The organism is Serratia sp. YC16 (genome assembly GCF_009707615.1).
GTDB lineage: Bacteria > Pseudomonadota > Gammaproteobacteria > Enterobacterales > Enterobacteriaceae > Serratia > Serratia surfactantfaciens.
The window spans coordinates 62396-82226 of record NZ_WLYN01000011.1 but is presented as its reverse complement, the minus strand read 5'-3'; the positions used below and the strand labels follow the sequence as shown (position 1 = coordinate 82226).

25 protein-coding genes are annotated in these 19831 nt (G+C 59.4%); 12 read left to right on the top strand and 13 right to left on the bottom strand.

Going from position 1 to position 19831, the window contains the following annotated elements; all coding sequences use genetic code 11:
• Positions 1–35: 35 nt before the first annotated feature.
• Positions 36–1007 carry a patatin-like phospholipase family protein gene (locus GKN89_RS21260; protein ID WP_019455582.1) on the bottom strand — a complete coding sequence of 324 codons (972 nt, stop codon included), beginning with the start codon at positions 1005–1007 and terminating at the stop codon, positions 36–38.
• Between the two features lie 206 nt (positions 1008–1213).
• Between GKN89_RS21260 and GKN89_RS21255 the strand changes: the two genes are divergently transcribed.
• The 5 genes from GKN89_RS21255 (at position 1214) to GKN89_RS21235 (ending at position 3963) form a co-directional block, all read left to right on the top strand.
• Entirely contained in the window at positions 1214–2158 is a 945-nt protein-coding gene (locus tag GKN89_RS21255; RefSeq protein WP_019455581.1) for an MBL fold metallo-hydrolase, read from the top strand.
• Between the two features lie 153 nt (positions 2159–2311).
• Positions 2312–3052 (top strand): SDR family oxidoreductase, encoded by a 741-nt coding sequence (locus GKN89_RS21250; RefSeq protein ID WP_063919957.1) that lies wholly within the window; start codon positions 2312–2314, stop codon positions 3050–3052.
• A gap of 64 nt (positions 3053–3116) precedes the next feature.
• Positions 3117–3311 (top strand): DUF1289 domain-containing protein, encoded by a 195-nt coding sequence (locus tag GKN89_RS21245; RefSeq protein ID WP_154747723.1) that lies wholly within the window; start codon positions 3117–3119, stop codon positions 3309–3311.
• Positions 3312–3388: 77 nt separating this feature from the next.
• Positions 3389–3676 (top strand): CopG family ribbon-helix-helix protein, encoded by a 288-nt coding sequence (locus tag GKN89_RS21240; RefSeq protein ID WP_154747722.1) that lies wholly within the window; start codon positions 3389–3391, stop codon positions 3674–3676.
• On the top strand, positions 3676–3963 hold the full coding sequence (locus GKN89_RS21235) for a type II toxin-antitoxin system RelE/ParE family toxin (protein ID WP_154747721.1): 288 nt from the start codon (positions 3676–3678) through the stop codon (positions 3961–3963). The genes GKN89_RS21240 and GKN89_RS21235 overlap by 1 nt, the downstream gene beginning before the upstream one ends.
• 43 nt (positions 3964–4006) lie before the next feature.
• Here GKN89_RS21235 and nrdF read toward each other — a convergent pair whose 3' ends face one another.
• The 5 genes from nrdF to GKN89_RS21210 all read right to left on the bottom strand — a co-directional run bounded on the left by nrdF (position 4007) and on the right by GKN89_RS21210 (position 8463).
• The gene (gene nrdF, locus GKN89_RS21230) at positions 4007–4978 is read right to left on the bottom strand and encodes a class 1b ribonucleoside-diphosphate reductase subunit beta (protein WP_004928917.1); all 972 of its coding nucleotides are present in this window, start codon (positions 4976–4978) and stop codon (positions 4007–4009) included.
• An 8-nt stretch (positions 4979–4986) separates the two neighbouring features.
• The gene (gene nrdE, locus GKN89_RS21225) at positions 4987–7131 is read right to left on the bottom strand and encodes a class 1b ribonucleoside-diphosphate reductase subunit alpha (protein ID WP_154747720.1); all 2145 of its coding nucleotides are present in this window, start codon (positions 7129–7131) and stop codon (positions 4987–4989) included.
• Positions 7113–7517, bottom strand: coding sequence for a class Ib ribonucleoside-diphosphate reductase assembly flavoprotein NrdI (nrdI, locus tag GKN89_RS21220; RefSeq protein ID WP_063919954.1), 405 nt, complete (start codon positions 7515–7517; stop codon positions 7113–7115). The genes nrdE and nrdI overlap by 19 nt, the downstream gene beginning before the upstream one ends.
• 9 nt (positions 7518–7526) lie before the next feature.
• A complete protein-coding gene (gene nrdH, locus GKN89_RS21215; protein ID WP_004928934.1) occupies positions 7527–7757 on the bottom strand; it encodes a glutaredoxin-like protein NrdH in 231 nt (76 codons plus the stop codon).
• A gap of 274 nt (positions 7758–8031) precedes the next feature.
• Positions 8032–8463, bottom strand: a complete 432-nt coding sequence (locus GKN89_RS21210; RefSeq protein WP_063919953.1) for a carboxymuconolactone decarboxylase family protein — start codon at positions 8461–8463, stop codon at positions 8032–8034.
• Positions 8464–8558: 95 nt separating this feature from the next.
• Between GKN89_RS21210 and GKN89_RS21205 the strand changes: the two genes are divergently transcribed.
• Positions 8559–9989, top strand: a complete 1431-nt coding sequence (locus GKN89_RS21205) for a PLP-dependent aminotransferase family protein (protein WP_154747719.1) — start codon at positions 8559–8561, stop codon at positions 9987–9989.
• 61 nt (positions 9990–10050) lie between these two features.
• Here the strand turns inward: GKN89_RS21205 and GKN89_RS21200 are convergent, their stop codons facing one another.
• Both GKN89_RS21200 and GKN89_RS21195 read right to left on the bottom strand, forming a co-directional pair.
• A complete protein-coding gene (locus GKN89_RS21200; protein WP_004928950.1) occupies positions 10051–10359 on the bottom strand; it encodes a YqjD family protein in 309 nt (102 codons plus the stop codon).
• Positions 10360–10450: 91 nt separating this feature from the next.
• Positions 10451–11419 carry a nickel/cobalt transporter gene (locus GKN89_RS21195; protein ID WP_154747718.1) on the bottom strand — a complete coding sequence of 323 codons (969 nt, stop codon included), beginning with the start codon at positions 11417–11419 and terminating at the stop codon, positions 10451–10453.
• A 199-nt stretch (positions 11420–11618) separates the two neighbouring features.
• Between GKN89_RS21195 and asr the strand changes: the two genes are divergently transcribed.
• Complete coding sequence (asr, locus tag GKN89_RS21190) at positions 11619–12179, top strand: acid resistance repetitive basic protein Asr (protein WP_154747717.1); 561 nt, start codon at positions 11619–11621, stop codon at positions 12177–12179.
• A 195-nt stretch (positions 12180–12374) separates the two neighbouring features.
• Here asr and GKN89_RS21185 read toward each other — a convergent pair whose 3' ends face one another.
• The gene (locus tag GKN89_RS21185) at positions 12375–12755 is read right to left on the bottom strand and encodes a DUF4440 domain-containing protein (protein WP_063919950.1); all 381 of its coding nucleotides are present in this window, start codon (positions 12753–12755) and stop codon (positions 12375–12377) included.
• A complete protein-coding gene (locus GKN89_RS21180) occupies positions 12752–14134 on the bottom strand; it encodes an MFS transporter (RefSeq protein WP_063919949.1) in 1383 nt (460 codons plus the stop codon). Before GKN89_RS21180 ends, GKN89_RS21185 begins: the two co-directional genes overlap by 4 nt.
• Positions 14135–14239: 105 nt before the next feature.
• Here GKN89_RS21180 and GKN89_RS21175 point away from each other — a divergent pair, with 105 nt between their 5' ends.
• From GKN89_RS21175 to GKN89_RS21165, 3 genes are all read left to right on the top strand, one after another.
• A complete protein-coding gene (locus tag GKN89_RS21175) occupies positions 14240–15136 on the top strand; it encodes a LysR family transcriptional regulator (RefSeq protein WP_154747716.1) in 897 nt (298 codons plus the stop codon).
• A gap of 98 nt (positions 15137–15234) precedes the next feature.
• Complete coding sequence (locus tag GKN89_RS21170; RefSeq protein WP_154747715.1) at positions 15235–16407, top strand: MFS transporter; 1173 nt, start codon at positions 15235–15237, stop codon at positions 16405–16407.
• 102 nt (positions 16408–16509) lie between these two features.
• Positions 16510–16848: a DUF2002 family protein gene (locus GKN89_RS21165; RefSeq protein ID WP_019455568.1), complete on the top strand. Its 339-nt coding sequence runs from the start codon at positions 16510–16512 to the stop codon at positions 16846–16848.
• A 27-nt stretch (positions 16849–16875) separates the two neighbouring features.
• On the opposite strand, the gene GKN89_RS21160 is transcribed toward GKN89_RS21165, so the two are convergent.
• The gene (locus tag GKN89_RS21160; RefSeq protein WP_063919944.1) at positions 16876–17322 is read right to left on the bottom strand and encodes a DUF1198 family protein; all 447 of its coding nucleotides are present in this window, start codon (positions 17320–17322) and stop codon (positions 16876–16878) included.
• A gap of 67 nt (positions 17323–17389) precedes the next feature.
• Positions 17390–17725 (bottom strand): MbeD/MobD family mobilization/exclusion protein, encoded by a 336-nt coding sequence (locus GKN89_RS21155; protein ID WP_099784257.1) that lies wholly within the window; start codon positions 17723–17725, stop codon positions 17390–17392.
• 185 nt (positions 17726–17910) lie between these two features.
• Here GKN89_RS21155 and smrA point away from each other — a divergent pair, with 185 nt between their 5' ends.
• Positions 17911–18483: a DNA endonuclease SmrA gene (gene smrA, locus GKN89_RS21150; RefSeq protein ID WP_154747714.1), complete on the top strand. Its 573-nt coding sequence runs from the start codon at positions 17911–17913 to the stop codon at positions 18481–18483.
• Between the two features lie 64 nt (positions 18484–18547).
• Here the strand turns inward: smrA and GKN89_RS21145 are convergent, their stop codons facing one another.
• On the bottom strand, positions 18548–19219 hold the full coding sequence (locus tag GKN89_RS21145) for a LexA family transcriptional regulator (RefSeq protein WP_019455565.1): 672 nt from the start codon (positions 19217–19219) through the stop codon (positions 18548–18550).
• Between the two features lie 173 nt (positions 19220–19392).
• On the opposite strand from GKN89_RS21145, the gene GKN89_RS21140 reads away from it, so the two are divergent.
• Complete coding sequence (locus GKN89_RS21140; protein WP_154747735.1) at positions 19393–19761, top strand: antiterminator Q family protein; 369 nt, start codon at positions 19393–19395, stop codon at positions 19759–19761.
• Positions 19762–19831: the final 70 nt, after the last annotated feature.

The window sequence follows — 19831 nt, the reverse complement described above, 5'->3', positions numbered from 1 at the left end:
CGCGCCGGCCGGCCGCGCAGGCGGGAAAGCACCAGTTATGCCGCTTGCTTCATGGCGGCGTCATACCAGGCGAAGTAGCGCTCTACGCCGCGACGGCCGGATTCGATCAGCGCGCGTTTTTTCTCCTCGCTGATGCCGAACTCCAGCGTGCCGACGTCGAGCGTGTCGACATACACGGTGCGTTTCCAGTCATCGCTGTCCAGATGCACCTTGGTTTGGATGTCCAGCATCACGTTGGCCACCGCCAGGGTGAAATCAAACAGGTTGTTGACTGGCGTGCGCGGGCCTGCCTGGCCGGCGGCCTGGGCGATTTCGCTGGCGGAATCCAGGCGAAGGCCCAGCGTGCGGGTGTTGATGCGCTGGCTGGAGCTGTCGATGTAAGGCGGCGTGGCGGAGAAGTCATAATCGAATAGCCGCACCGGATAGTTGTCGATCATGCCGCCGTCCATGCACAGATCGCCCAGGGTATTGTTCTTTGCCACGAAGGCGAACGGGAACGACATCGAAATGCGCAGGCCGTCCGCCACTTTCATGCGCGGCGTGGTGCGGTGAGAATAGACCTCGCGCTGACCGCTGTTGAGGTTGGCGCCGATAAAGTAAATTGACTTGAACCCTTTCGCCGCCTTCATCGCTTCGAACTGCTCGAAAGTAATATCCGGGTTGCCGGTATATTGCTTGATAATATCGCGCGACCATTGATAGAAATAATCGCCGGGTGCGATGCCGTATTGATTGAACAGCCGATAGGCGTCCTGGATCGTGCCGAAAAAGCCGCCGTTATAATCGAGGAATTTTTTAAAATCCATCGCCGACAGAATTTTGGTTACGTCTGCCGAGCTGCAGCCCAGGCCGACCAGCAGCGCGGCGATGGCGCCCGCCGAGGCACCGGAGGTTTGCTTGATCTGCGGCATGATGCCTTTGGCTTCCAGCAGCTCCAGCGCGCCGCCATAGGCGATGCCTTTTACGCCGCCGCCTTCAAAGACCAGGTTTTCGAATTGATAGCTCATGTTATTTCCTTACTCGTGGTTTAGGGAGTAAGGAAAATAACCAAGTGGCGAGCGAGAAAATATTGATTGGGGTTGTGTGAATTAACAAACAAAATTATTCACAGTAAATATATTATTTATATATTTATCAAAGGCATTTATTAAACAGGCGCATCGGGCTTTTTGCGTCAATACTTAGCGCTGTTCAATTCTCGCAAGGAGTCATCATGTTCTGGAAACGTTGTCTGCTGGGGGCGGCGCTGGCCGTTATGTCATTACAGGCCGGGGCCGCCGCGCCGCAGGCCAAAACCCCGACGCCGGGATTCTACCGCATCATGTTGGGCGGTTTTGAAGTGACCGCATTGTCTGACGGCATCATTCGCCTGCCGGCGGACAAACTGTTGCTGAACAGCACGCCGCAGCAGATCGCCGCCGGGTTAGCCGAGCAGCATCAAAGCCTGCCGGTGGTCACCTCGGTCAATGCCTATCTGATCAATACCGGCGACAAGCTGGTGATGATCGACAGCGGTGCAGGCCAACTGCTGGGCGGCGGGCTGGGCAAGCTGGTGGATAACCTGCGCGCGGCGGGCTACCAGCCGGAACAGGTGGATGAGATCTACCTGACCCATATGCACCCGGACCATCTTGGCGGTCTGACGCGCGATGGCAAGGCGGTATTCCCCAATGCGGTGGTGCGCGCCGCCAGCCAGGATGCGGACTTCTGGCTAAGCGCCGAGCGGCTGAAACAGGCTAATGCGGAGAGCAAAAGCAACTTCGAAAGAGCCCAGGCGGCGATCAAACCTTACCAGACGGCCGGCCATTTTAAGCCGTTCAACGGCGACGGTGAACTTTCGCCGGGCATTGCCGCCTTTGCCGCCCATGGACATACGCCGGGCCACAGCGTCTATCAGGTGACGAGTCAGGGTAAAAAGCTGCTGCTGTTGGGGGATCTGATCCACGTAGCGGCGGTGCAGATGCCGCATCCGAAGGTGGCGATCGGCTTTGATAGCGACGCCAAGGCGGCGGTCGCCCAGCGGCTGCGGGTGTTCAGCGACAGTGCACGGCAGAGCGAGCTGGTCGGTGGCGCACACCTGTCGTTCCCGGGATTGGGTTACCTGAACCGCCAGGGTGAAGGCTATACCTGGGTGCCGCTGAACTACGGCGCGCTGTAATGGACATGGCCGCCCAACGGGCGGCCATCGAACAGAGCCCAGCGGCATTGTTCGATAATTTGGGATTATGATGCCAGAGAATCAGGGCTGATTCGCCGTGATAAACAGTGCATGATGAACGCTCTGCCCGTTGCTTTCTTTAAGGATCTCCCGATGAACCAGAAAACGCCTCCTGTCGCCATCGTTACCGGCGCATCGCGCGGCATCGGCGCCGCTATCGCCGAGCGCTTGGCCGCCGACGGCTTTACCGTCGTCATCAACTATTCGGGCAACCCGGCACCGGCCGACGAGCTGGCGCGCAAGATAGAACAGCGCGGCGGCCGCGCCTTGAGCGTCAAGGCCGACGTCAGCGATGCGGCTGCGGTCGCCCGGCTGTTCGACAGCGCCGAACAGGCGTTTGGCGGCGTCGATGTCCTGGTCAATAACGCCGGGGTGATCGCGCTGGCGCCGATAGCGGACATGGGGGATGAAGAGGTGAATCGCCTGCTCGACATCAACCTGAAAGGCAGTTTCAACACGATGCGCGAGGCGGCGAAGCGCCTGCGCGACAACGGTCGCATCATCAACTTTTCCTCCAGCGTGGTGGGGTTGCTGCAGCCGGGTTACGGCATGTATGCCGCCAGTAAGGCGGCGATCGAGGCGTTGACCAGCGTGCTGGCGAAAGAGCTGCGCGGCCGCAATATCACGGTGAACGCCGTCGCGCCGGGGCCGACCGCCACCGGCTTGTTCCTCGACGGCAAAACCCCGGAGCTTATCGAGCGGCTGGCGAAGATGGCGCCGCTGGAACGCCTGGGCTCGCCGGAAGACATCGCGGCGGCGGTGGCCTTTCTCGCGGGGGCCGACGGCGGCTGGATCAATGGCCAAACCCTGCGCGCCAACGGCGGCATCATCTGATTGACGGCGCGCCGCCGCCGGATCGGGTATCCTGTGGCGGCACACATCACATCAAGGGCGGTTTATGGCGGGCAACAATCAGCAATCTCATCTCGGCGTCAGGTCGCCCTGCATCAGCCTGTGTCGGCTTGATGATGAGACGCAGCAGTGCCGGGGATGCCGGCGCACGCGGGCGGAGATCGCCGCCTGGCCGACCGCCAGCGACGCGGAGAAGCGCGCCATCTGGCGGCGGCTTGAGCTGCGTCAATGGGTGAAATAATCCTCAGTGTTATTGCGCTGCCAGACTTCGTGTAGCACAATTGAGCTACATGTAACTGACAGACGTTGGGAGCGCTTATGCCTACGACGACCATCCGTATTCCTGATGAGCTTAAAGCCCGCGTGGCCGCCGTCGCCGAGCAGGCTGGCGTGACTTCTCACAGCTTTATTTTGCAGGCAATAGCGGAGAAAACGCAGCAAGAAGAGTTGCGCCGTGACTTTGAGAATGAAGCGGAAAAACGCTATGCCAAGATAATTGCGACGGGAGAGACGGTCTCTTGGAAAGAGATGTGCGGTTATTTGGAAAATTACGCTGCGGGTAACACCGCCGCGGTTAAACCTGCCGTTAAAAAACTGGGGCGCTGATGGCAAATGTCGAGTTGGCGCCAGAGGTCAGGGATGATATCGAACGTATTCTCGCTCATTTGGCTCAGTATGGTGCTGCGGATGTAGGGCGGCGCATTCAGGAAATCATCCAGGCGATTGCGGTATTGGAACATAATCCATTGATCGGACGGTCTCTTGACGCAGGACTGCGTGAATTGATTATTGGGCAGCAAGCTCGCGGTTATTTGGCGCTCTACAAATACATCCCTGATATCGATACGGCGTTTGTTCTGGCGATCCGTAGTCAGAAAGAACGAGGGTATTGAATGCACGATACCGGACAGAAAGACCGGTATCGTTGCCATGCCGTCAGAAATCCCAGTCCTCATCCTCGGTGTTGACCGCTTTGCCGATAACGTAGGACGAACCTGAACCGGAGAAGAAGTCGTGGTTTTCGTCGGCGTTCGGTGACAGCGCCGACAGGATCGCCGGGTTGACCTCCGCCATCGCCGGTGGGAACAGCGCTTCATACCCGAGGTTCATCAGCGCCTTGTTGGCGTTGTAGTGCAGGAAGGTCTTCACGTCTTCCGTCCAGCCGACGCCGTCGTACAGCTCCTCGGTGTAGCGCACCTCGTTGTCGTACAGATCCTGCAGCAGATCGAAGGCGAAGTTTTTCACCTGTTGGCGCCGCGCAGCGTCCACCTTCTCCAACCCTTTCTGGAACTTATAGCCGATATAGTAGCCATGCACCGCCTCGTCGCGAATGATCAGGCGGATCAGATCGGCGGTGTTGGTCAGCTTGGCGCGGCTGGACCAGTACATCGGCAGATAAAAGCCCGAATAGAACAGGAACGACTCGAGGAACACGCTGGCGACTTTTTTCAGCAGCGGATCGTCGCTGCGGTAGTGCGCCAGAATGATGCCGGCTTTCTTCTGCAGAGCGCGATTTTCCTCGCTCCAGCGATAGGCGTCATCCACGTCCGGCGTTTGGCACAGGGTGGAGAAGATTGAGCTGTAAGAGCGGGCGTGCACCGCTTCCATAAAGCTGATGTTGGAGTACACCGCCTCTTCGTGCGGCGTCAGCGCATCGGCGATCAGGGCCGGCGCGCCGACGGTGTTCTGGATGGTGTCCAGCAGCGTCAGCCCGGTAAACACCCGAATGGTCAGCTGCTGCTCCTTCGGCGTCAGCGTGGCCCAGGAGGGGATATCGTTGGACAGCGGCACCTTCTCCGGCAGCCAGAAGTTGGAGGTCAGGCGGTTCCACACCTCCAGATCCTTGTCGTCTTCGATGATGTTCCAGTTGATGGCGCGCACCAGCGGCGCCGATGTTACGGTCGTCATAAGTTGCCTCACAGCGAGCAGGACACGCAGCCCTGCACCTCGGTGCCTTCCAGCGCCATCTGGCGCAGGCGGATGTAGTAAATGGTCTTGATGCCTTTGCGCCAGGCGTAGATCTGCGCGCGGTTGATGTCGCGGGTGGTGGCGGTATCGCGGAAGAACAACGTCAGCGACAGCCCCTGATCGACGTGTTGCGTGGCGGCGGCATAGGTATCGATGATTTTCTCCGGGCCAATCTCGTAGGCATCCTGGTAATACGCCAGGTTGTCGTTGGTCATGTAAGGCGCGGGATAGTAAACGCGGCCGATCTTGCCCTCCTTGCGGATCTCGATGCGCGAAACGATCGGATGGATGCTGGAGGTGGCGTTGTTGATGTACGAGATGGAACCGGTCGGCGGCACCGCCTGCAGGTTCTGGTTGTACAGCCCGTGCATCATCACCGACTGGTGCAGCGCGCGCCACTCGTCGCGGCCCGGAATGGCGATGCCGGCGGCGGCGAACAGCTCGCGCACCCGCTCGGTCTGCGGCAGCCAGTCGCGTTCGGTGTACTTGTCGAAGTACTCGCCGCTGGCATAGCGAGAGTGCTCAAAGCCGTCGAACGTGCCGCCGCGTTCGATCGCCAGCCGATTCGAGGCGCGGATGGCGTGATAGGCCACGGTATAGAAATAGAGATTGGTGAAGTCGATGCCTTCTTCCGAGCCGTAGAAGATGCGCTCGCGCGCCAGGTAACCGTGCAGGTTCATCTGGCCCAGACCGATGGCGCGGGCGCTGCGGTTGCCTTCGGCGATCGAGGGCACCGAGCGGATGTCGCTCATGTCGGCCACCGCGGTCAGCGCGCGGATCGCGGTCTCGATCGCCTTGCCGAAGTCCGGCGCGTCCATGGTTTTGGCGATGTTCAGCGAGCCGAGGTTGCAGGAGATGTCCTTGCCGATGCGATCGTAGCTCAGATCCTCATGATACGTGCTGGCGCGGTTGACCTGCAGGATCTCCGAACACAGGTTGCTCATGTTGATGCGACCGGCGATCGGGTTCTCCCGGTTGACCGTGTCCTCGAACATGACATACGGGTAGCCGGATTCGAACTGGATCTCCGCCAGCACCTGGAAGAACTCGCGCGCGTTGATGCGCGACTTGCGGATGCGCTTGTCGTCCACCATCTCGCGGTATTTTTCACTGACGCTGATTTCAGACAGCGGCATTCCATACACCCGCTCGACGTCGTAGGGCGAGAACAGGTACATCTCTTCGTTGTTCTTCGCCAGTTCGAAGGTGATATCCGGGATCACCACCCCCAGCGACAGCGTCTTGATGCGGATCTTCTCGTCGGCGTTTTCCCGCTTGGTGTCGAGAAAACGCAGAATGTCCGGGTGGTGGGCGTTGAGATACACCGCGCCGGCTCCCTGGCGCGCGCCGAGCTGGTTGGCGTAGGAGAAGGCGTCTTCGAGCATTTTCATGATCGGAATGACGCCGGAAGACTGGTTTTCGATGCGCTTGATCGGCGCGCCCACTTCGCGAATATTGCTCAGCAGGAAGGCCACGCCGCCGCCGCGTTTCGATAGCTGCAGCGCGGAGTTCACCGCCCGGCCGATCGATTCCATATTGTCTTCGATGCGCAGCAGGAAGCAGGAGACCAGTTCGCCGCGCTGGCGTTTGCCGCAGTTGAGGAAGGTCGGCGTGGCCGGCTGGAAGCGGCCCGAAATCATCTCCTCCACCAGATCCTGCGCCAGGGCGGTATCGCCCGCCGCCAGCGTCATCGCTACCATGCACACCCGATCTTCGTAGCGTTCCAGATAGCGCTTGCCGTCGAAGGTTTTGAGCGTATAGCTGGTGTAGTACTTGAAGGCGCCGAGGAAGGTCTCGAAGCGGAATTTTTTGGCGTAGGCCTGCTGGAACAGCTGCTTGATAAACGGGAACTCGTACTGCGCCAGCACCTGCGGCTCGTAGTAGCCTTCTTCCACCAGATAGCGCAGCTTTTCCTCCAGGTTATGGAAGAACACGGTGTTTTGGTTGACGTGCTGCAGGAAGTATTGCCGCGCCGCCAGCCGATCCTTGTCGAACTGGATCCGGCCTTCCGCATCGTAAAGATTGAGCATCGCGTTGAGCGAATGGTAATCCAGCGCGCCCGTCTCGGGCCTGGTCAGTTCTGTCGTTGCCAAAATGCGGTTACTCCCTGTCGAACGTTTTCAACGTCTTGCGAGGTGCCGAGCAGCTCGAAGCGGTACAAAAAAGGCACCTGGCATTTTTTGGCGATGATGTCGCCGGCGATGCCGTATGCCGCGCCGAAGTTAGTGTTCCCGGCGGCGATGACGCCGCGCAGGTAGGAACGGTTTTGCGGAACGTTGAGAAAGCGGATCACCTGGATCGGCACCGCGCCGACGGCGCTGCCGCCGCCATAGCTGGGCACGATCAAGATATAGGGTTGTTCCATCAGCAATTTGCTGCGGGCGCCGGCGATCGGAATGCGGATCGCCGGCAGGCCCAGTTTCTCAACGAATCGATGGGTGTTCTCCGAGCTGCTGGAGAAATAGACCAGCGGATTCATCGGCGGGCCTCAGCAGGTGAGCGCCAGCGCGCCGATTTTGTCCGGACGGAAACCGGACCAGTGATCGTCACCGGCGATAATCACCGGAACCTGCTGATAACCTAATGATTTAACGTGGTTCAGCGCCTGCTGATCCTGGGTGAGATCGATCACCTGATAATCAATCCCCTGCTTATCAAATGCGCGATAGGTGGCGTTGCACTGGACACAGTCCGGCTTACTGTAAATAATAATGCTCATGATTCGCATTTACCTTTTAGGCTGAAGGAAAGGCGGACAAGTCAGATAACGGAGCATCGTTCCTGGCGTTTCTGACGGCGTTATCAACCGAACGACATTCCCTGCGGCTGACCTATAAAATACTATATGTTGATATTTGTTTTATCAACCACGCTATATATGGTGTTTTGTGTAAGGTGATACGCAGACCGCGTCGGGGCTGGGAAGGCGAGGGGAAAATTTTTTTTGCGGGTGGGAAATTCCCCCTCTCAGAGAAGAGGGGGAGGCGAACGCATTATTGACGCATGCTGACGGCCAGTCGGTTGAAGGCGTTCATGATGCTGATGGCAAAGGTCAGATCGGCGATCTCGGCGTCGCTGAAGTGTGCTTTCAGCGCCTCAAAAGCGCTGTCCGGCGCGCCGGTGGCGGCGATCAGCGTCACCGACTCGGCCCATTCCAGAGCCGCGCGCTCACGTGCGCTGAATTCATGGCTGACGCGCCAGCCCGCCAGCGTATCGAGTTTGGCATGGCTGAAGCCGTTTTCGCGTAGCGCTTTACCGTGCATGTCCAGGCAGTAGGCGCAGCCGTTGATCTGCGAAACGCGCATAAACATCAACTCGATGGTCGCTTTGTCCAGAGCGCCTTTCTCCAGCGCCATCAGCGCGCCCACCATATTTTTGTACGGGGCGGGCGCCAGCTCGGCGTAGTTCAAACGTTGCTTAATCATGGTCAACCTCAATGGGGAGTAACGAAATCATGACGCTACTTTAGCGGCCTTATGGTCTATGCTATAGGGCCATAAAATGATTATTTAACCGGGCCATGATGCCAACTTTCCTGACCTCGCTGCGTTTGGACAGCCGGCTCGCCGAGCCGCTGTACCGGCAGATTTATCTGCGAATCAAAGACGCCATCGCCCAGGGCAACCTGGCGGCGGGCAGCCGGCTGCCTTCGGTGCGCGGGTTGGCGAGCGATCTTGGCGTGGCGCGTGCCACGGTGGAAAGCGCCTATGCTCAACTGATCGCCGAAGGTTTCTTGCTGAGCCGGGGGCAGGCGGGCACCTATGTCTCGCCGCAGTTGCCACCCATGCAGGGGGCGGCGTCTGCTGCGCCGTCGCTGCCGGCGGTGGCGCCCGATCCGCTGCAGCCGCAGGGCATGCTGCAGCCTTTCCAACTGGGCGTGCCGGCACTGGATGCGTTTCCTCGGGCGCTGTGGCAGCGCATTGTCGCCCGCCAGCTGCGAGGTTCTACGGTGGCTTCCCTGGCGCTGCCGCCGGCCGGCGGCCTGCCTGAACTGCGTGAGGCGATCGCCCATTATCTGCATTTGTCGCGCGGCATCAGCTGCCGGCCGGAACAGATTTTCCTCTGCGCCGGCTACCCGGCGCTGTTGGACTGGGTGGTGGAGACGCTGTTGCACGCCGGTGACTCGGTATGGATTGAAGATCCCGGTTATCCGGTCACGCGCCCGCTGCTGCGGGCCGCCGGCGTGAGGCCGGTCGCCGTGCCGGTGGATGAACAGGGCATGGACGTCGCCGCCGGTATCCTGACTGAGCCCGAGGCGCGGCTGGCGGTGGTGACGCCGACTCATCAAAGCCCGCTTGGCGTTTCGCTCAGCCTGGCGCGGCGCATGGCGCTGCTCGACTGGGCGCAGCAGCGTGCGGCCTGGATCCTCGAGGATGACTACGACAGCGAATTTCGCTATCACGGGCGGCCGCTGCCGCCGCTGAAAAGTCTCGATGTTCAGGGACGGGTGCTGTACGCCGGCACTTTCAGCAAAACGCTGTTCCCGGCGCTGCGCATGGCTTATCTGGTGGTGCCCGCCGATCTGACGGAGGTATTCGCGCGCAGCAGCCGGCTGCGCGGCTGCGGCTGCCCGCCGCTGCTGCAGGCCGGCGTGGCGGATTTCATCCGCCAAGGTCATTTCTACCGCCACCTGAAACGCATGCGGCCGGTGTACCGCCAGCGGCGCGAGTGGTTGACGCAGGCGCTGGAACGGCAGCTGGGGGCATGGCTGACGGTGGTGCCGCAGCAGGGCGGCATTCAGCTATTGGCTCGGTTGCATCACGGGCTGGCGGATGCGCCGTTGGCGGCGCAAGCGTGGCGGCACGGGTTGGCGGCGCAGGCGTTGTCGGATTGGCAAATCGATCATCCGGCGGGGCAAGGATTACTGTTGGGATTTGCCAATTTCAGCCGGCGAGAAGAGACAGAGCGGGCGGTGCAGGGGTTGGCGCAGCTGTTCAAACGCGCAAATTAAACGGCCCGCGATTTCCGCGGGCCAGACGCACATCTGTTTTATCTTTATGACTGCAGGGGTGTTAACGCCGGGCCAGCAGCACGCCGAGCACGATGCCGACAGCGGCACCGATCCCTACGCCCTGCCAGGGTTTGTCACGCACATAGCTGTCGGCTTGATCGACCGCGTCGCGCGCATGCTGTGTCAGACTGGTGGAGCCATTGAACCGCGCCCTTGCGTCGCGCAGCACGCCTTTCGCCTTGCTGTGCAGCTCTTTCAGTTCCTCTTTGGTCTTGTCACCGGACTCACGCAACACTTCATCCAGCGTATCGGCCAACAGAGTGACGTCCTGATCGATGTCGCGTTCTGTTCTTTCTGCTTTCTTAAACATTCGGCTCTCCGTTTCGACACATGTCTTTTAAGTGTAGACCATGCTGAGATTTGTGTGGCCGATCACGGAAAAAAACGACGATTCGCCGGCGTTAACAACCGGCGGCGATGAAATCGCCGTTAGTGCTGACCGGGATCACGGAATTAAACAGCACCAGCGCGAACAGGATAAGAATTACGCCGCCGAGCATTACCGCGATGCGGGAAACCTGTGCCAGATAATAGCCCGTCAGGCCGGGTTGGCTGGTCAGAAAGCGCTCGCGCGCGTGGTGCACCAGCGTGGCGAGGATCATGATCGACAGCCCGGTGCCCAGCGCCATGCTCATGGCGGAGATCACGCCCCAGGTGAACATGCCGATGGCGTTGGCGAAGACCAAGATCAGGATCGCGCCGCTGCATGGACGAATGCCGATCGAGACGATCAACCACAGGGCGTTGCGCCAGCCACCGGTCAGTTCGGCCGCGTTGGGTTGATGTCGGTGGCCGCATTCGCATGCCGCCGTATGCGGATGGTCCGCCGGATGCAGCGCTTTGATGACCGGTGAACGGCGCCACCGCCAGCCGCCGGCGCGCAGGATGACCATCAGGCCGAAGGCGGCGATAAATAACGCGCTGCCTTTTTCTACCCAGTAACGGCTGAGGCTGAGATCGCCCATCGACAGGTTAAGCGCCACCGCCAGCACCACCACGAACACAATGGCAACGACACCTTGCATCAGGCTACCCAATAGGGTGATCAGCCGGCTGGCGTTCAACTGCTGGCGATGGGTGGCCAAGTAGGTCGTGATGACTAACTTGCCGTGGCCGGGGCCGATGGAGTGCAGGAAGCCGTAAGCGAAGCTGGCCAGCGTCAGCATCAGCCCGCCGCTGTATTGCTGGTTGCGCTGCTGCAGCAGATAGAGCACCAGATAGCGGTGCATGTAAATCTGGAAGTTAATGCAGTACTGCACGAACTCCGCCCAGTGCCGCACGAACAGATAGAGCAGCGTCAGCAGCAGCAGGCCGGCGAGGGCCAGGCCGGCGTAGCGGCCGGGCGCGTGTTTCAACGAGGCGGTTTTCATAGCGTGAACAGACCTGTGCCGAGGGCGTCTTTCTACAGCATATATCCGCCGATAGGGTTCACAAGCGCCATTCACAAACGTTGTACATTTGGTTACTCGGCGAAACCAATCACTCACGGAAACGGCGGTTTGATTCCACTAGTATCTGTTTCAACGGCTCCACCGGAGCTTACCGAAACAACACTCTGAGGATTTAAAGATGAAAAAAGTATTAGCGCTGATCGTTGCTGCCACTATGGGTCTGTCTTCTGTTGCTTTCGCTGCTGATACTGCAGCTACTGCTCCGGCTACCACCACTGCTCCAGCTGCGACCACCACTACCGCTGCGCCAGCGGCTGCTGCTGAAAAAGCGCCAGCTAAAGCAACGCACCACAAGAAAGCTAAGCACCACAAAAAAGCGCCAGCCCACACAGCTCAGGCCGCTAAAACGCACCACAAAAAAGCGCCAGCCCACACAGCTCAGGCCGCTAAAACGCACCACAAAAAAGCGCCAGCTCAGAAAGCCCAGGCTNCAGCTGCGACCACCACTACCGCTGCGCCAGCGGCTGCTGCTGAAAAAGCGCCAGCTAAAGCAACGCACCACAAGAAAGCTAAGCACCACAAAAAAGCGCCAGCCCAGAAAGCTCAGGCCGCTAAAAAGCACCACAAAAAAGCGCCAGCTCAGAAAGCCCAGGCTGCTAAAAAGCACCACAAAAAAGCGCCAGTGCAGAAAGCTCAGGCCGCTAAAAAACACCACAAAAAAGCCGGTAAAAAAGCTTAATTAAGTGATGTTTGCGGAACCGAAAGGTTCCGCATGATCCAGCCCGTATTTCAGACACCCGGTTCTTCCGGGTGTCTTCTTTTGAGGCTACGCACGATGATCAATCGCTATCTGTTTGAAGTCATTTTCAGCGCGGTGACCCTGTGCGGGGTGATCGTCGGCTGGGAACTGTTTTTGGCCGGCAGCTTTTTGTGATTACTGCGCCATAGCGGTTTCGTGCAAATGTCGCCAGCCGATTGCGGCGGGCAGACGCTCGAACACCACCGTGGAGTGCCGCAGGGTGGCGCTTTGCCCTGGCAACCGCTGTTTTTCTCGATAACTGACTACCGCGCCCGTCGGCCATTCGGCCACCAGCTTCATCTCTTCTATCTCGATTTCCAATCCCGGTTTGGCGGCGCGATGCGCGCGGAAAAAAGCGCACAGCGCGGTGAAATCCAGCGGGGCGCCGTTCAGCGCGATCATGCTGAAATCCGGCGTAAAGCGCGCCAGCAGCGCCTGTTCCTCTCCAGCCCCTTTGCCCAGCCAGCGCTCAATGGCGATGTGGGCGTCGATCACTTCGGTAAAATACGGGTTCATACAGCATCCTGTTTAGCGTTGAGTTGGCGCACGATGGCGCGGTTGGCGAGACGCAGGCACAACAGCAGCGGAATAAGTACGCTGGCGCCCGCCAGAATAAAGCAGGTTCGGTAGGCGGCTGCGGGTGGCAACACGGTCAGCAACAGATTCAACAGCAGGCTGAGCAGCGCCACGCCGAGGCAGAAACTGAGCTGGCGGTTGATATTCCACAGCGCGCTGGCGTCCGCCAATTGGCCGTCGGGGATCTGCAGGAACGCGCTGCTCTGCGCGGTGCTGCTGCACAGGCTGCCGCCGAACCCCATCAGGGCGAAGGCGGCGATCTGCAGCACATGCTGCCCGGCCTGATCGATCTGCGCCAGCGTCAGCATGCCGGCGCCTTGCAGCAGGCAGCCGACGATCAAAAGCGGCCGCGGGCCGAGGCGATTAAAGCTTTTGCCGGTCAGCGTGATAGCCAGGAACGACGCCAGCGCCCAGGGCAGCATCAGGCCGCCCACCTGAGCGGCGGGCATCGCCAGCTGGTTTTGCAGATACAGCATCGCCACCAGGCTGACGCCGATGAACAGGCCGGGAATGCATAAGTAAACCGCCATGGCGTTGCGCAGCAGCGGGTCGCCGATCAGTCGCAGGTTCAGCAGCGGTTGCGGAGTGTGCAGGCTATGGCGCAGATAATAGGCCAGCACCAGCAGGCCGGCGATCAGCAGCGCCGTGCCGGAAGCCTGATGACCGGCTTCGCTGAGCCGCGTCAGGCCGAGCAGCAGCAGCGTCAACGCCGCGCAGGCGCTCAGCAGGCCAGTGGCGTCGAGCGGTTTTCGCTCCGTCGCCGATGTTTCCGCGCGCAGCCATAGCGCCGCCAGCGCCAGCGCCAAGGCCGCCAGCGGCAGGTTGGCGAAAAACACCCAGCGCCAATCCAACCGATCGACGAGCCAGCCCCCCAGCGCCGGTGACAGCGCCGGCGCCAGCAGCCCGACTAACATGATGGCCGCCGACAGCCCGGCGCGTTCATGGCTGCGATACAGCTGATAGGTCAGCGTCTGGCCGATGGGGATCAGCAAGCCGCCGCCCATGCCCTGCAGGGTGCGCCAGCCGATCAGCGCGCCGATGCTCTCGGCGTTGCCCGCACCGAGGGTGGCCAGCATGAACAGCGCCAGTGAAAGAATAAATACCCGCCGCCCGCCGATGCGCTGCGCCAGCCAGGCGCTGAGCGGGATCACCAGCGTCAGGCCGAGAATATAGCCGTTGCTGACCCACGCCAGCTGGCTGACCGACGCCCGCATTGCCTGGCCGATGGCGGGGTAGGCGACGTTGGCGATAAACATATTGATCAGATCGACGAAAAAGCCGAGCAGATAGACGATTGCCACTTTGCTGCGATAAGACATGGTGCCTCCGGTTGAAGGCGAGCAGTGTAGCGGGGGGAAAAGTGCGGATAAATCGGCGGCGGGCGATTACACTGTCAAAATCATTTTGACAATAAGGGTATCGAAATGCTGAATTTGCAGCGCCTGGCGATCTTCGCGGCGGTGGTGGAGGCTGGCAGCTTTACCGCCGCCGCGGTGGCGCTGGGGCAAACCAAGGCGGTGGTGAGCTTTAACGTCAAGCAGCTGGAGAACGAGCTGGGGGTTTCACTGCTGGCGCGCAGCACCCGGCGGCTATCGCTGACCGATGCCGGCGAGCGTTTCTACCAGCGCAGCCTGCAGCTGCTGCAGGAGGCGGAAAATGTGCTGGACGACGTGCGCCGCGATCATCATGGGTTGAGCGGCGTGCTGCGTATCACCAGCACGCCGGAGTATGGCGCGCAGGTGGTGGTGCCGGCGCTGGCGGCGTTTTCGCGACAGCATCCGCGCCTGCGCATCCAGCATGTCTCTTCTTCTTACCATGCCGATCTGATCTCAGAGCGCTTCGACGTGGCGATCCGCCTGGGGCAACTGGCGGATTCCAGCCACCGTGCGGCCTTGATCGACAGCTTCGCCATTTTTCCGGTGGCGGCGCCGGATTATCTGGCCGACCGGCCGATCCATTCGCTGACGGATCTGGCACAGGCGCAGTGGATCGCCCACAGCCGGCTCAGTTCGCCGCTCAGCTGGCAGGTGATCACGCCGCAGCGCGAAGCGGTGCTGTTCAAGGTCGCGGACGCCGCGACGCTCACCGGCGACAGCGCTGCGGCATTGCTGGCGTTCACCTTGCATGGCGGCGGCGTGGCGCTGTTGCCGGCGTGGCTGGCGCAGCCCGCAATCGATGCCGGCAGGCTACAACGGTTGCTGCCGGATCATCGTTTCCCTGAGCAGAGCATCTATGCGCTCTACCCGAACACCCGCCATGTGCCGGAGAAGGTGCGGGCGTTTATCGATTTTCTGCGCGCGCGGGTGGCGACAAACCGTTAGCGAAATAATAATTCGTTATCACTCTCTCATTTATCATCAGATCCCATCGGGGTATGCTGGAGAGCTTCGTCTACCTCGTCCGATGCGAGCCACCTTCGATGACCGCAGAAAATAACCTCCAGTTGAACCGACGCATTCTGTCCGTGGTGATGTTCACCTTCGTCTGCTACCTGACCATCGGCCTGCCGCTGGCGGTGCTGCCGGGATTCGTGCATAACCACCTGGGCTACAACTCGGTGCTGGCAGGCCTTATCATCAGCGCGCAGTACTTTGCCACGCTGTTCAGCCGCCCGCACGCCGGGCGCTACGCCGATCTGCTGGGGCCGAAGAAGGTGGTGCTGTTCGGCCTGGCGTGCTGCGGCGTCAGCGGCCTGTTTTACGCGCTGGCGTTCGGCGTTGACGGCTGGCCGTGGCTCAGCCTGCTGCTGCTGTGCGTGGGGCGGGTGTTTCTCGGCGTCGGCGAGAGTTTCGCCAGCACCGGTTCCACGCTGTGGGGCATCGGCCGGGTCGGGGCGATGCACACCGCGCGCGTGATTTCCTGGAACGGCGTCGCCACCTACGGCGCAATGGCGGCCGGTGCGCCGCTCGGCGTATATCTGAACCAGCTGTGGGGATTGGCCGGTGTGGCGGCGCTGATCGTGCTGGCGGTTGCAGTCGCGCTGCTGTTGGCGAGCGGCAAACCGGACGTCTCGATCGCCGCCGGGCAACGCATCTCCTTCAGCGCGGTGCTCGGCCGTATCTGGGCCTATGGCCTGGGGCTGGCGATGGGCACCGTCGGCTTCGGCGTGATCGCCACGTTCATCACCCTTTACTACGCCGACAAGGGCTGGAGTGGCGCGGCGTTTTCGCTGACGCTGTTCAGCTGCGCCTTCGTCGGCATCCGCCTGATCTTCAGCAATGTCATCAACCGCCACGGCGGTCTGAAGGTGACGCTGGCGTCGTTTCTGGTGGAGATCGTCGGGCTGCTGTTGATCTGGCAAGCCGGCGAGCCCTGGATGGTGCAAACCGGTGCGTTGCTGGCCGGCGCCGGTTTTTCGCTGGTGTTCCCGGCGCTGGGCGTCGAGGCGGTGAAGCAGGTGCCACCGCAGAATCAGGGGACGGCGCTCGGCACCTATTCGGCCTTCCTCGATCTGGCGTTGGGCATCACAGGACCGCTGGCCGGGCTGTTGATTGGGCAAGCGGGCGTGCCGTCGATCTATCTGGCGGCGGCGCTGCTGGTGGCGCTCGGAGTATTGCTCACCCTGCGTCTGTTGCAGCAGCGTCGGGCCTGAGTCAGGAATAGTCTGAAACCCGGATTCCTCCCCAGAAAATCATTGTTTCGGTGAATGATTACGGTAAGGTCGCTCAGCGGTCCAGAATGAGAGGAGGAATCGATGTATTTACGGCCGGATGAAGTGGCTAAAGTGTTGGAGAATACCGGCTTTGAGCGTGATTATGTCACCGATCAGGCCTATGGCTACCGCAAGGGCGCACACTATGTGTATGTGAATCGCGAAGCGCGGATGGGCAGAACCGCGTTGGTGATCCACCCGGCGCTGAAAGAGAAAAGCGTGCATTTCGCCACGCCGACCTCGCCGGTGCGCACCAGCGAACAGTATCTGGAGTTTCCCCTGGATTTAAGCGGCGACGCCCCGAACCAGCGTTACGGCATCGCACACGGCTTCAGCTCGCGCGAAGCGCTGTCGCGCTACCTCTACAGCATGTTCCTGTAATCGGTCCCCCGCCCCAGGGGGACGCTATCAGCCGTGGGCCAATGCTTCGCGGTTGAAACGCTCATTATAGGCGCGACGGAACTGCGCCAGTTCAAACGCATCGATATCCAGCTCGGCGAAGTAAAACAGCGCCGCTTCCGTGTGTTCGGCGTGCAGCTCCGGCGACAGCCCGGCGCGCAGCAGCATATCGCGCCATTGGCCGATCTGTTCGTCATCCGCCTGCTTGATGAACGTCAGGTAGATGAACAGCAGGTAAGCGGCCTGGTGCATCTCTTCGGTGTAGCCGTTGTTCAGCATGCGGATAAAGGTCTGGCTTTGGCGGCCGCCCATTTCCTGAATCATCGATTCGATCAGCATCGGTTTGACCCTCAGCAGATGGGCCAGCGAATCGATGGCTTTACGGGTGTCGGACGTCAAAATGCGGTAACCGATAATAAATACGACGATCAGGGCGGCGAGGATGATCCAGGTCATTTAGGCTTTATTACACTCTCAATACGCCAGAAGAGGGGCGGGAGGCGCTGTGCGACAGCGCCTGTTATCAATGCTGTTCGCCGCTGAAATTACCGACCGCGCTCTGTTGGCGCAGGTGGTGATTGAAGGTGGCCGCGTCTTTGGCCAGCGCATCCAGATGGGCGCCGAGCATTTTGATCTGCTTCACCAGCGCATGCTGTTCCGGCACCGAGCTGGCGGTGCTCAGCTTGCGCACCAGTTGTTCATTCTGCGCCCGCAGCGCGGCTTCGCGCTGTTTGGCTTCTTCCAGCAGTTGCTGCAGCGCCTGGTAGCTTTGCTGCCATTCGCGGTGTTGCCGTTCGAAGCTGCTCTGCAACTCATTCATCGCATTTTGAAACTGGATTTCCAGCTCGCGCATTGTCATGGGCTCGATCCTTTGCGGCACTCAATGATGGCTTAGCAGTATAGCGAAAACTGCTCGCAAGCTCACCCGTTGACGACAAATGAGACAAATGCCGCTGACAATTCCCGGCTTGCAACCGCGCCAAGGCGTCTTACAATCGTCCCCATCCCCGGCCGTAAAGGCTGCCGTTCAAGAGAGGTGGAACCATGAGCGAGCAGGAAAAAGACTTTTTTGAACAGGCGATGGCGGACGTGGTGCCGCTGGCGAGCGGGCGGCAGACGCTGTACCTCAAGCCGCAGGAGACGGCGGACAAAAGCGCGCGGCGCGAAGCGCAGCGGCTGCTGCAAGAAAATTTCCTCAGCACTGATTTTCTCGAGGTGATCCCCTGTGAACAGCCGCTGGAGTTCAAAGGGGAAGGCATTCAGCAGGGCGTGCTGGACAAGCTGCGCAACGGCCGTTACCCGCCGCAGGCGTCGCTGAATCTGCTGCGTCAGTCGGTTGAAGCCAGCCGGCAGGCGCTGTTTCGCTTTATCGTGCAGGCGGAGGCGCAAAACCTGCGTTCGCTGCTGATCGTACACGGCCGCGGGCGCCAGAACGAGAGCCATCCGAATATCGTGCGCAGTTACGTCGCCAAATGGCTGGCGCAGTTTGAACAGGTGCAGGCGTTTTGCCGCGCCTTACCCCGCGACGGCGGTGAGGGCGCCTGCTACGTCACGCTGCGTAAATCGGCGCAGGCCAAGGCGGAAAACTTCGAGCGCCACGCCAAGCGCAGCCGTTGAGTGAGGAAACCGCTATACCTCAGGAGAATGATTGCGGCGTGGCATGAGACATGAAACAGCGGACTTATCGATGGCGACGAGATTTACCCGAAAAGATAACAGTACCGATGATATGGCAGTTGCTGTTGATTGGGATGTAACGTTCCGGCCAATCAGGATTGAGTGCTTTTAGCATCCGTTCTGAGCCCTCTTCAATAAAACGTTTAAATGTGGTTTCGCCGAAGTCGCTCATTAAAGCGATCACGTCATCGCCATTCCAGGGGGTAACATCAGGATCGACAAAAATCAGATCGCCAGGGGAGTATTCCGGGCTCATTGAATCGCCGACCACACGCAAAATGTAGGTCCTTTCCCCACAGGCGACAGGGCAGGGATAGTGTTCTGTTTGAATCAAATCAACCTCTGAAAACGCGATTTCCGTCCAGGCTCCTGCCTGAACCCAGGATATCACCGGAACCAATTTTATCTTTTTATCGTTGCCGTACGATGTTTCCTGAACGTTGGTGTGGCCGGCGGCGGTGTCATGGGTTTTATCCAACCATCCGGTAGCAAGAGAAAAACAAATTTCCATATGGCGAGCGAGATCGTCGCCAATTTTTTTTGTGGGGTTTTTACCGATAACTCGGCTGATTTGCGTCGCTTCGCGATCCAACATGGCAGCGAAGTTTGAGTTGCCGCCCACGCCGTCGCGCAATTTTCTGGCGTTTTCCCGTCGGATTTCTTCGATCGTTTTCATATCACTTATTACAGCATATGTACCAAAATGGTACAAGTTACTTGTTTAACTATTTTTTATATGCATAATGTATCCACTAGGTACATTTGTTGATGGTTTTAGTCAGCGTAAATGTACTTTTAGCACATTTTTTGAGTGATAGTGAATTCATAAGGTACATTCCTGGAGGGGGCATGAGGGATATACAGCAGGTATTGATGCGGTGGGGAGGCTGGGCGCGGGAACATCCTTCGATGGGATACTCTCATATCGCTGCGGGCTTTAAGGGATTGTTGCCGAATACGGCAAAGAATCGCCTTTCTTGTTGTGATGAAGACGGATTGGCTGTCGATCGTGCCGTTGCTCGATTGCAGGCTATACGTCAACCAGAAGAGTTGGAATTGATTCTGCGTCACTATGTGTATGGCGAATCAAAATCGGCTATCGCACGTGGTTGGAAATGCTCTGAAGGGAGAGTTCGTCAGCAAATGCAAATTGCGGAAGGTTTTATAGATGGATGTTTATCTCATGAGGAAATAAAGTTGCAGATGGAAAACTATTAGCGTATTCATAAAAAGCGTTGAGGTTTTTCACAATTTTTTATATAGCCCCGTTTATCGGGGTGTTTTTGTT

Excerpts from the sequence above, each read along its gene's own strand:
- GKN89_RS21175 (WP_154747716.1), top strand. The coding sequence starts at position 14,240 with ATGCTGAATTTGCAGCGCCTGGCGATCTTCGCGGCGGTGGTGGAGGCT.
- GKN89_RS21140 (WP_154747735.1), top strand. The coding sequence starts at position 19,393 with ATGAGGGATATACAGCAGGTATTGATGCGGTGGGGAGGCTGGGCGCGG.
- GKN89_RS21165 (WP_019455568.1), top strand. The coding sequence starts at position 16,510 with ATGTATTTACGGCCGGATGAAGTGGCTAAAGTGTTGGAGAATACCGGC.
- GKN89_RS21255 (WP_019455581.1), top strand. The coding sequence starts at position 1,214 with ATGTTCTGGAAACGTTGTCTGCTGGGGGCGGCGCTGGCCGTTATGTCA.
- GKN89_RS21195 (WP_154747718.1), bottom strand. The coding sequence starts at position 11,419 with ATGAAAACCGCCTCGTTGAAACACGCGCCCGGCCGCTACGCCGGCCTG.
- GKN89_RS21240 (WP_154747722.1), top strand. The coding sequence starts at position 3,389 with ATGCCTACGACGACCATCCGTATTCCTGATGAGCTTAAAGCCCGCGTG.
- nrdI (WP_063919954.1), bottom strand. The coding sequence starts at position 7,517 with ATGAATCCGCTGGTCTATTTCTCCAGCAGCTCGGAGAACACCCATCGA.
- GKN89_RS21185 (WP_063919950.1), bottom strand. The coding sequence starts at position 12,755 with ATGAACCCGTATTTTACCGAAGTGATCGACGCCCACATCGCCATTGAG.
- GKN89_RS21245 (WP_154747723.1), top strand. The coding sequence starts at position 3,117 with ATGGCGGGCAACAATCAGCAATCTCATCTCGGCGTCAGGTCGCCCTGC.
- GKN89_RS21180 (WP_063919949.1), bottom strand. The coding sequence starts at position 14,134 with ATGTCTTATCGCAGCAAAGTGGCAATCGTCTATCTGCTCGGCTTTTTC.
- GKN89_RS21235 (WP_154747721.1), top strand. The coding sequence starts at position 3,676 with ATGGCAAATGTCGAGTTGGCGCCAGAGGTCAGGGATGATATCGAACGT.
- GKN89_RS21200 (WP_004928950.1), bottom strand. The coding sequence starts at position 10,359 with ATGTTTAAGAAAGCAGAAAGAACAGAACGCGACATCGATCAGGACGTC.
- GKN89_RS21155 (WP_099784257.1), bottom strand. The coding sequence starts at position 17,725 with ATGACAATGCGCGAGCTGGAAATCCAGTTTCAAAATGCGATGAATGAG.
- GKN89_RS21210 (WP_063919953.1), bottom strand. The coding sequence starts at position 8,463 with ATGATTAAGCAACGTTTGAACTACGCCGAGCTGGCGCCCGCCCCGTAC.
- GKN89_RS21170 (WP_154747715.1), top strand. The coding sequence starts at position 15,235 with ATGACCGCAGAAAATAACCTCCAGTTGAACCGACGCATTCTGTCCGTG.
- GKN89_RS21145 (WP_019455565.1), bottom strand. The coding sequence starts at position 19,219 with ATGAAAACGATCGAAGAAATCCGACGGGAAAACGCCAGAAAATTGCGC.
- smrA (WP_154747714.1), top strand. The coding sequence starts at position 17,911 with ATGAGCGAGCAGGAAAAAGACTTTTTTGAACAGGCGATGGCGGACGTG.
- GKN89_RS21160 (WP_063919944.1), bottom strand. The coding sequence starts at position 17,322 with ATGACCTGGATCATCCTCGCCGCCCTGATCGTCGTATTTATTATCGGT.
- nrdH (WP_004928934.1), bottom strand. The coding sequence starts at position 7,757 with ATGAGCATTATTATTTACAGTAAGCCGGACTGTGTCCAGTGCAACGCC.
- nrdF (WP_004928917.1), bottom strand. The coding sequence starts at position 4,978 with ATGACGACCGTAACATCGGCGCCGCTGGTGCGCGCCATCAACTGGAAC.
- GKN89_RS21260 (WP_019455582.1), bottom strand. The coding sequence starts at position 1,007 with ATGAGCTATCAATTCGAAAACCTGGTCTTTGAAGGCGGCGGCGTAAAA.
- GKN89_RS21250 (WP_063919957.1), top strand. The coding sequence starts at position 2,312 with ATGAACCAGAAAACGCCTCCTGTCGCCATCGTTACCGGCGCATCGCGC.
- GKN89_RS21205 (WP_154747719.1), top strand. The coding sequence starts at position 8,559 with ATGATGCCAACTTTCCTGACCTCGCTGCGTTTGGACAGCCGGCTCGCC.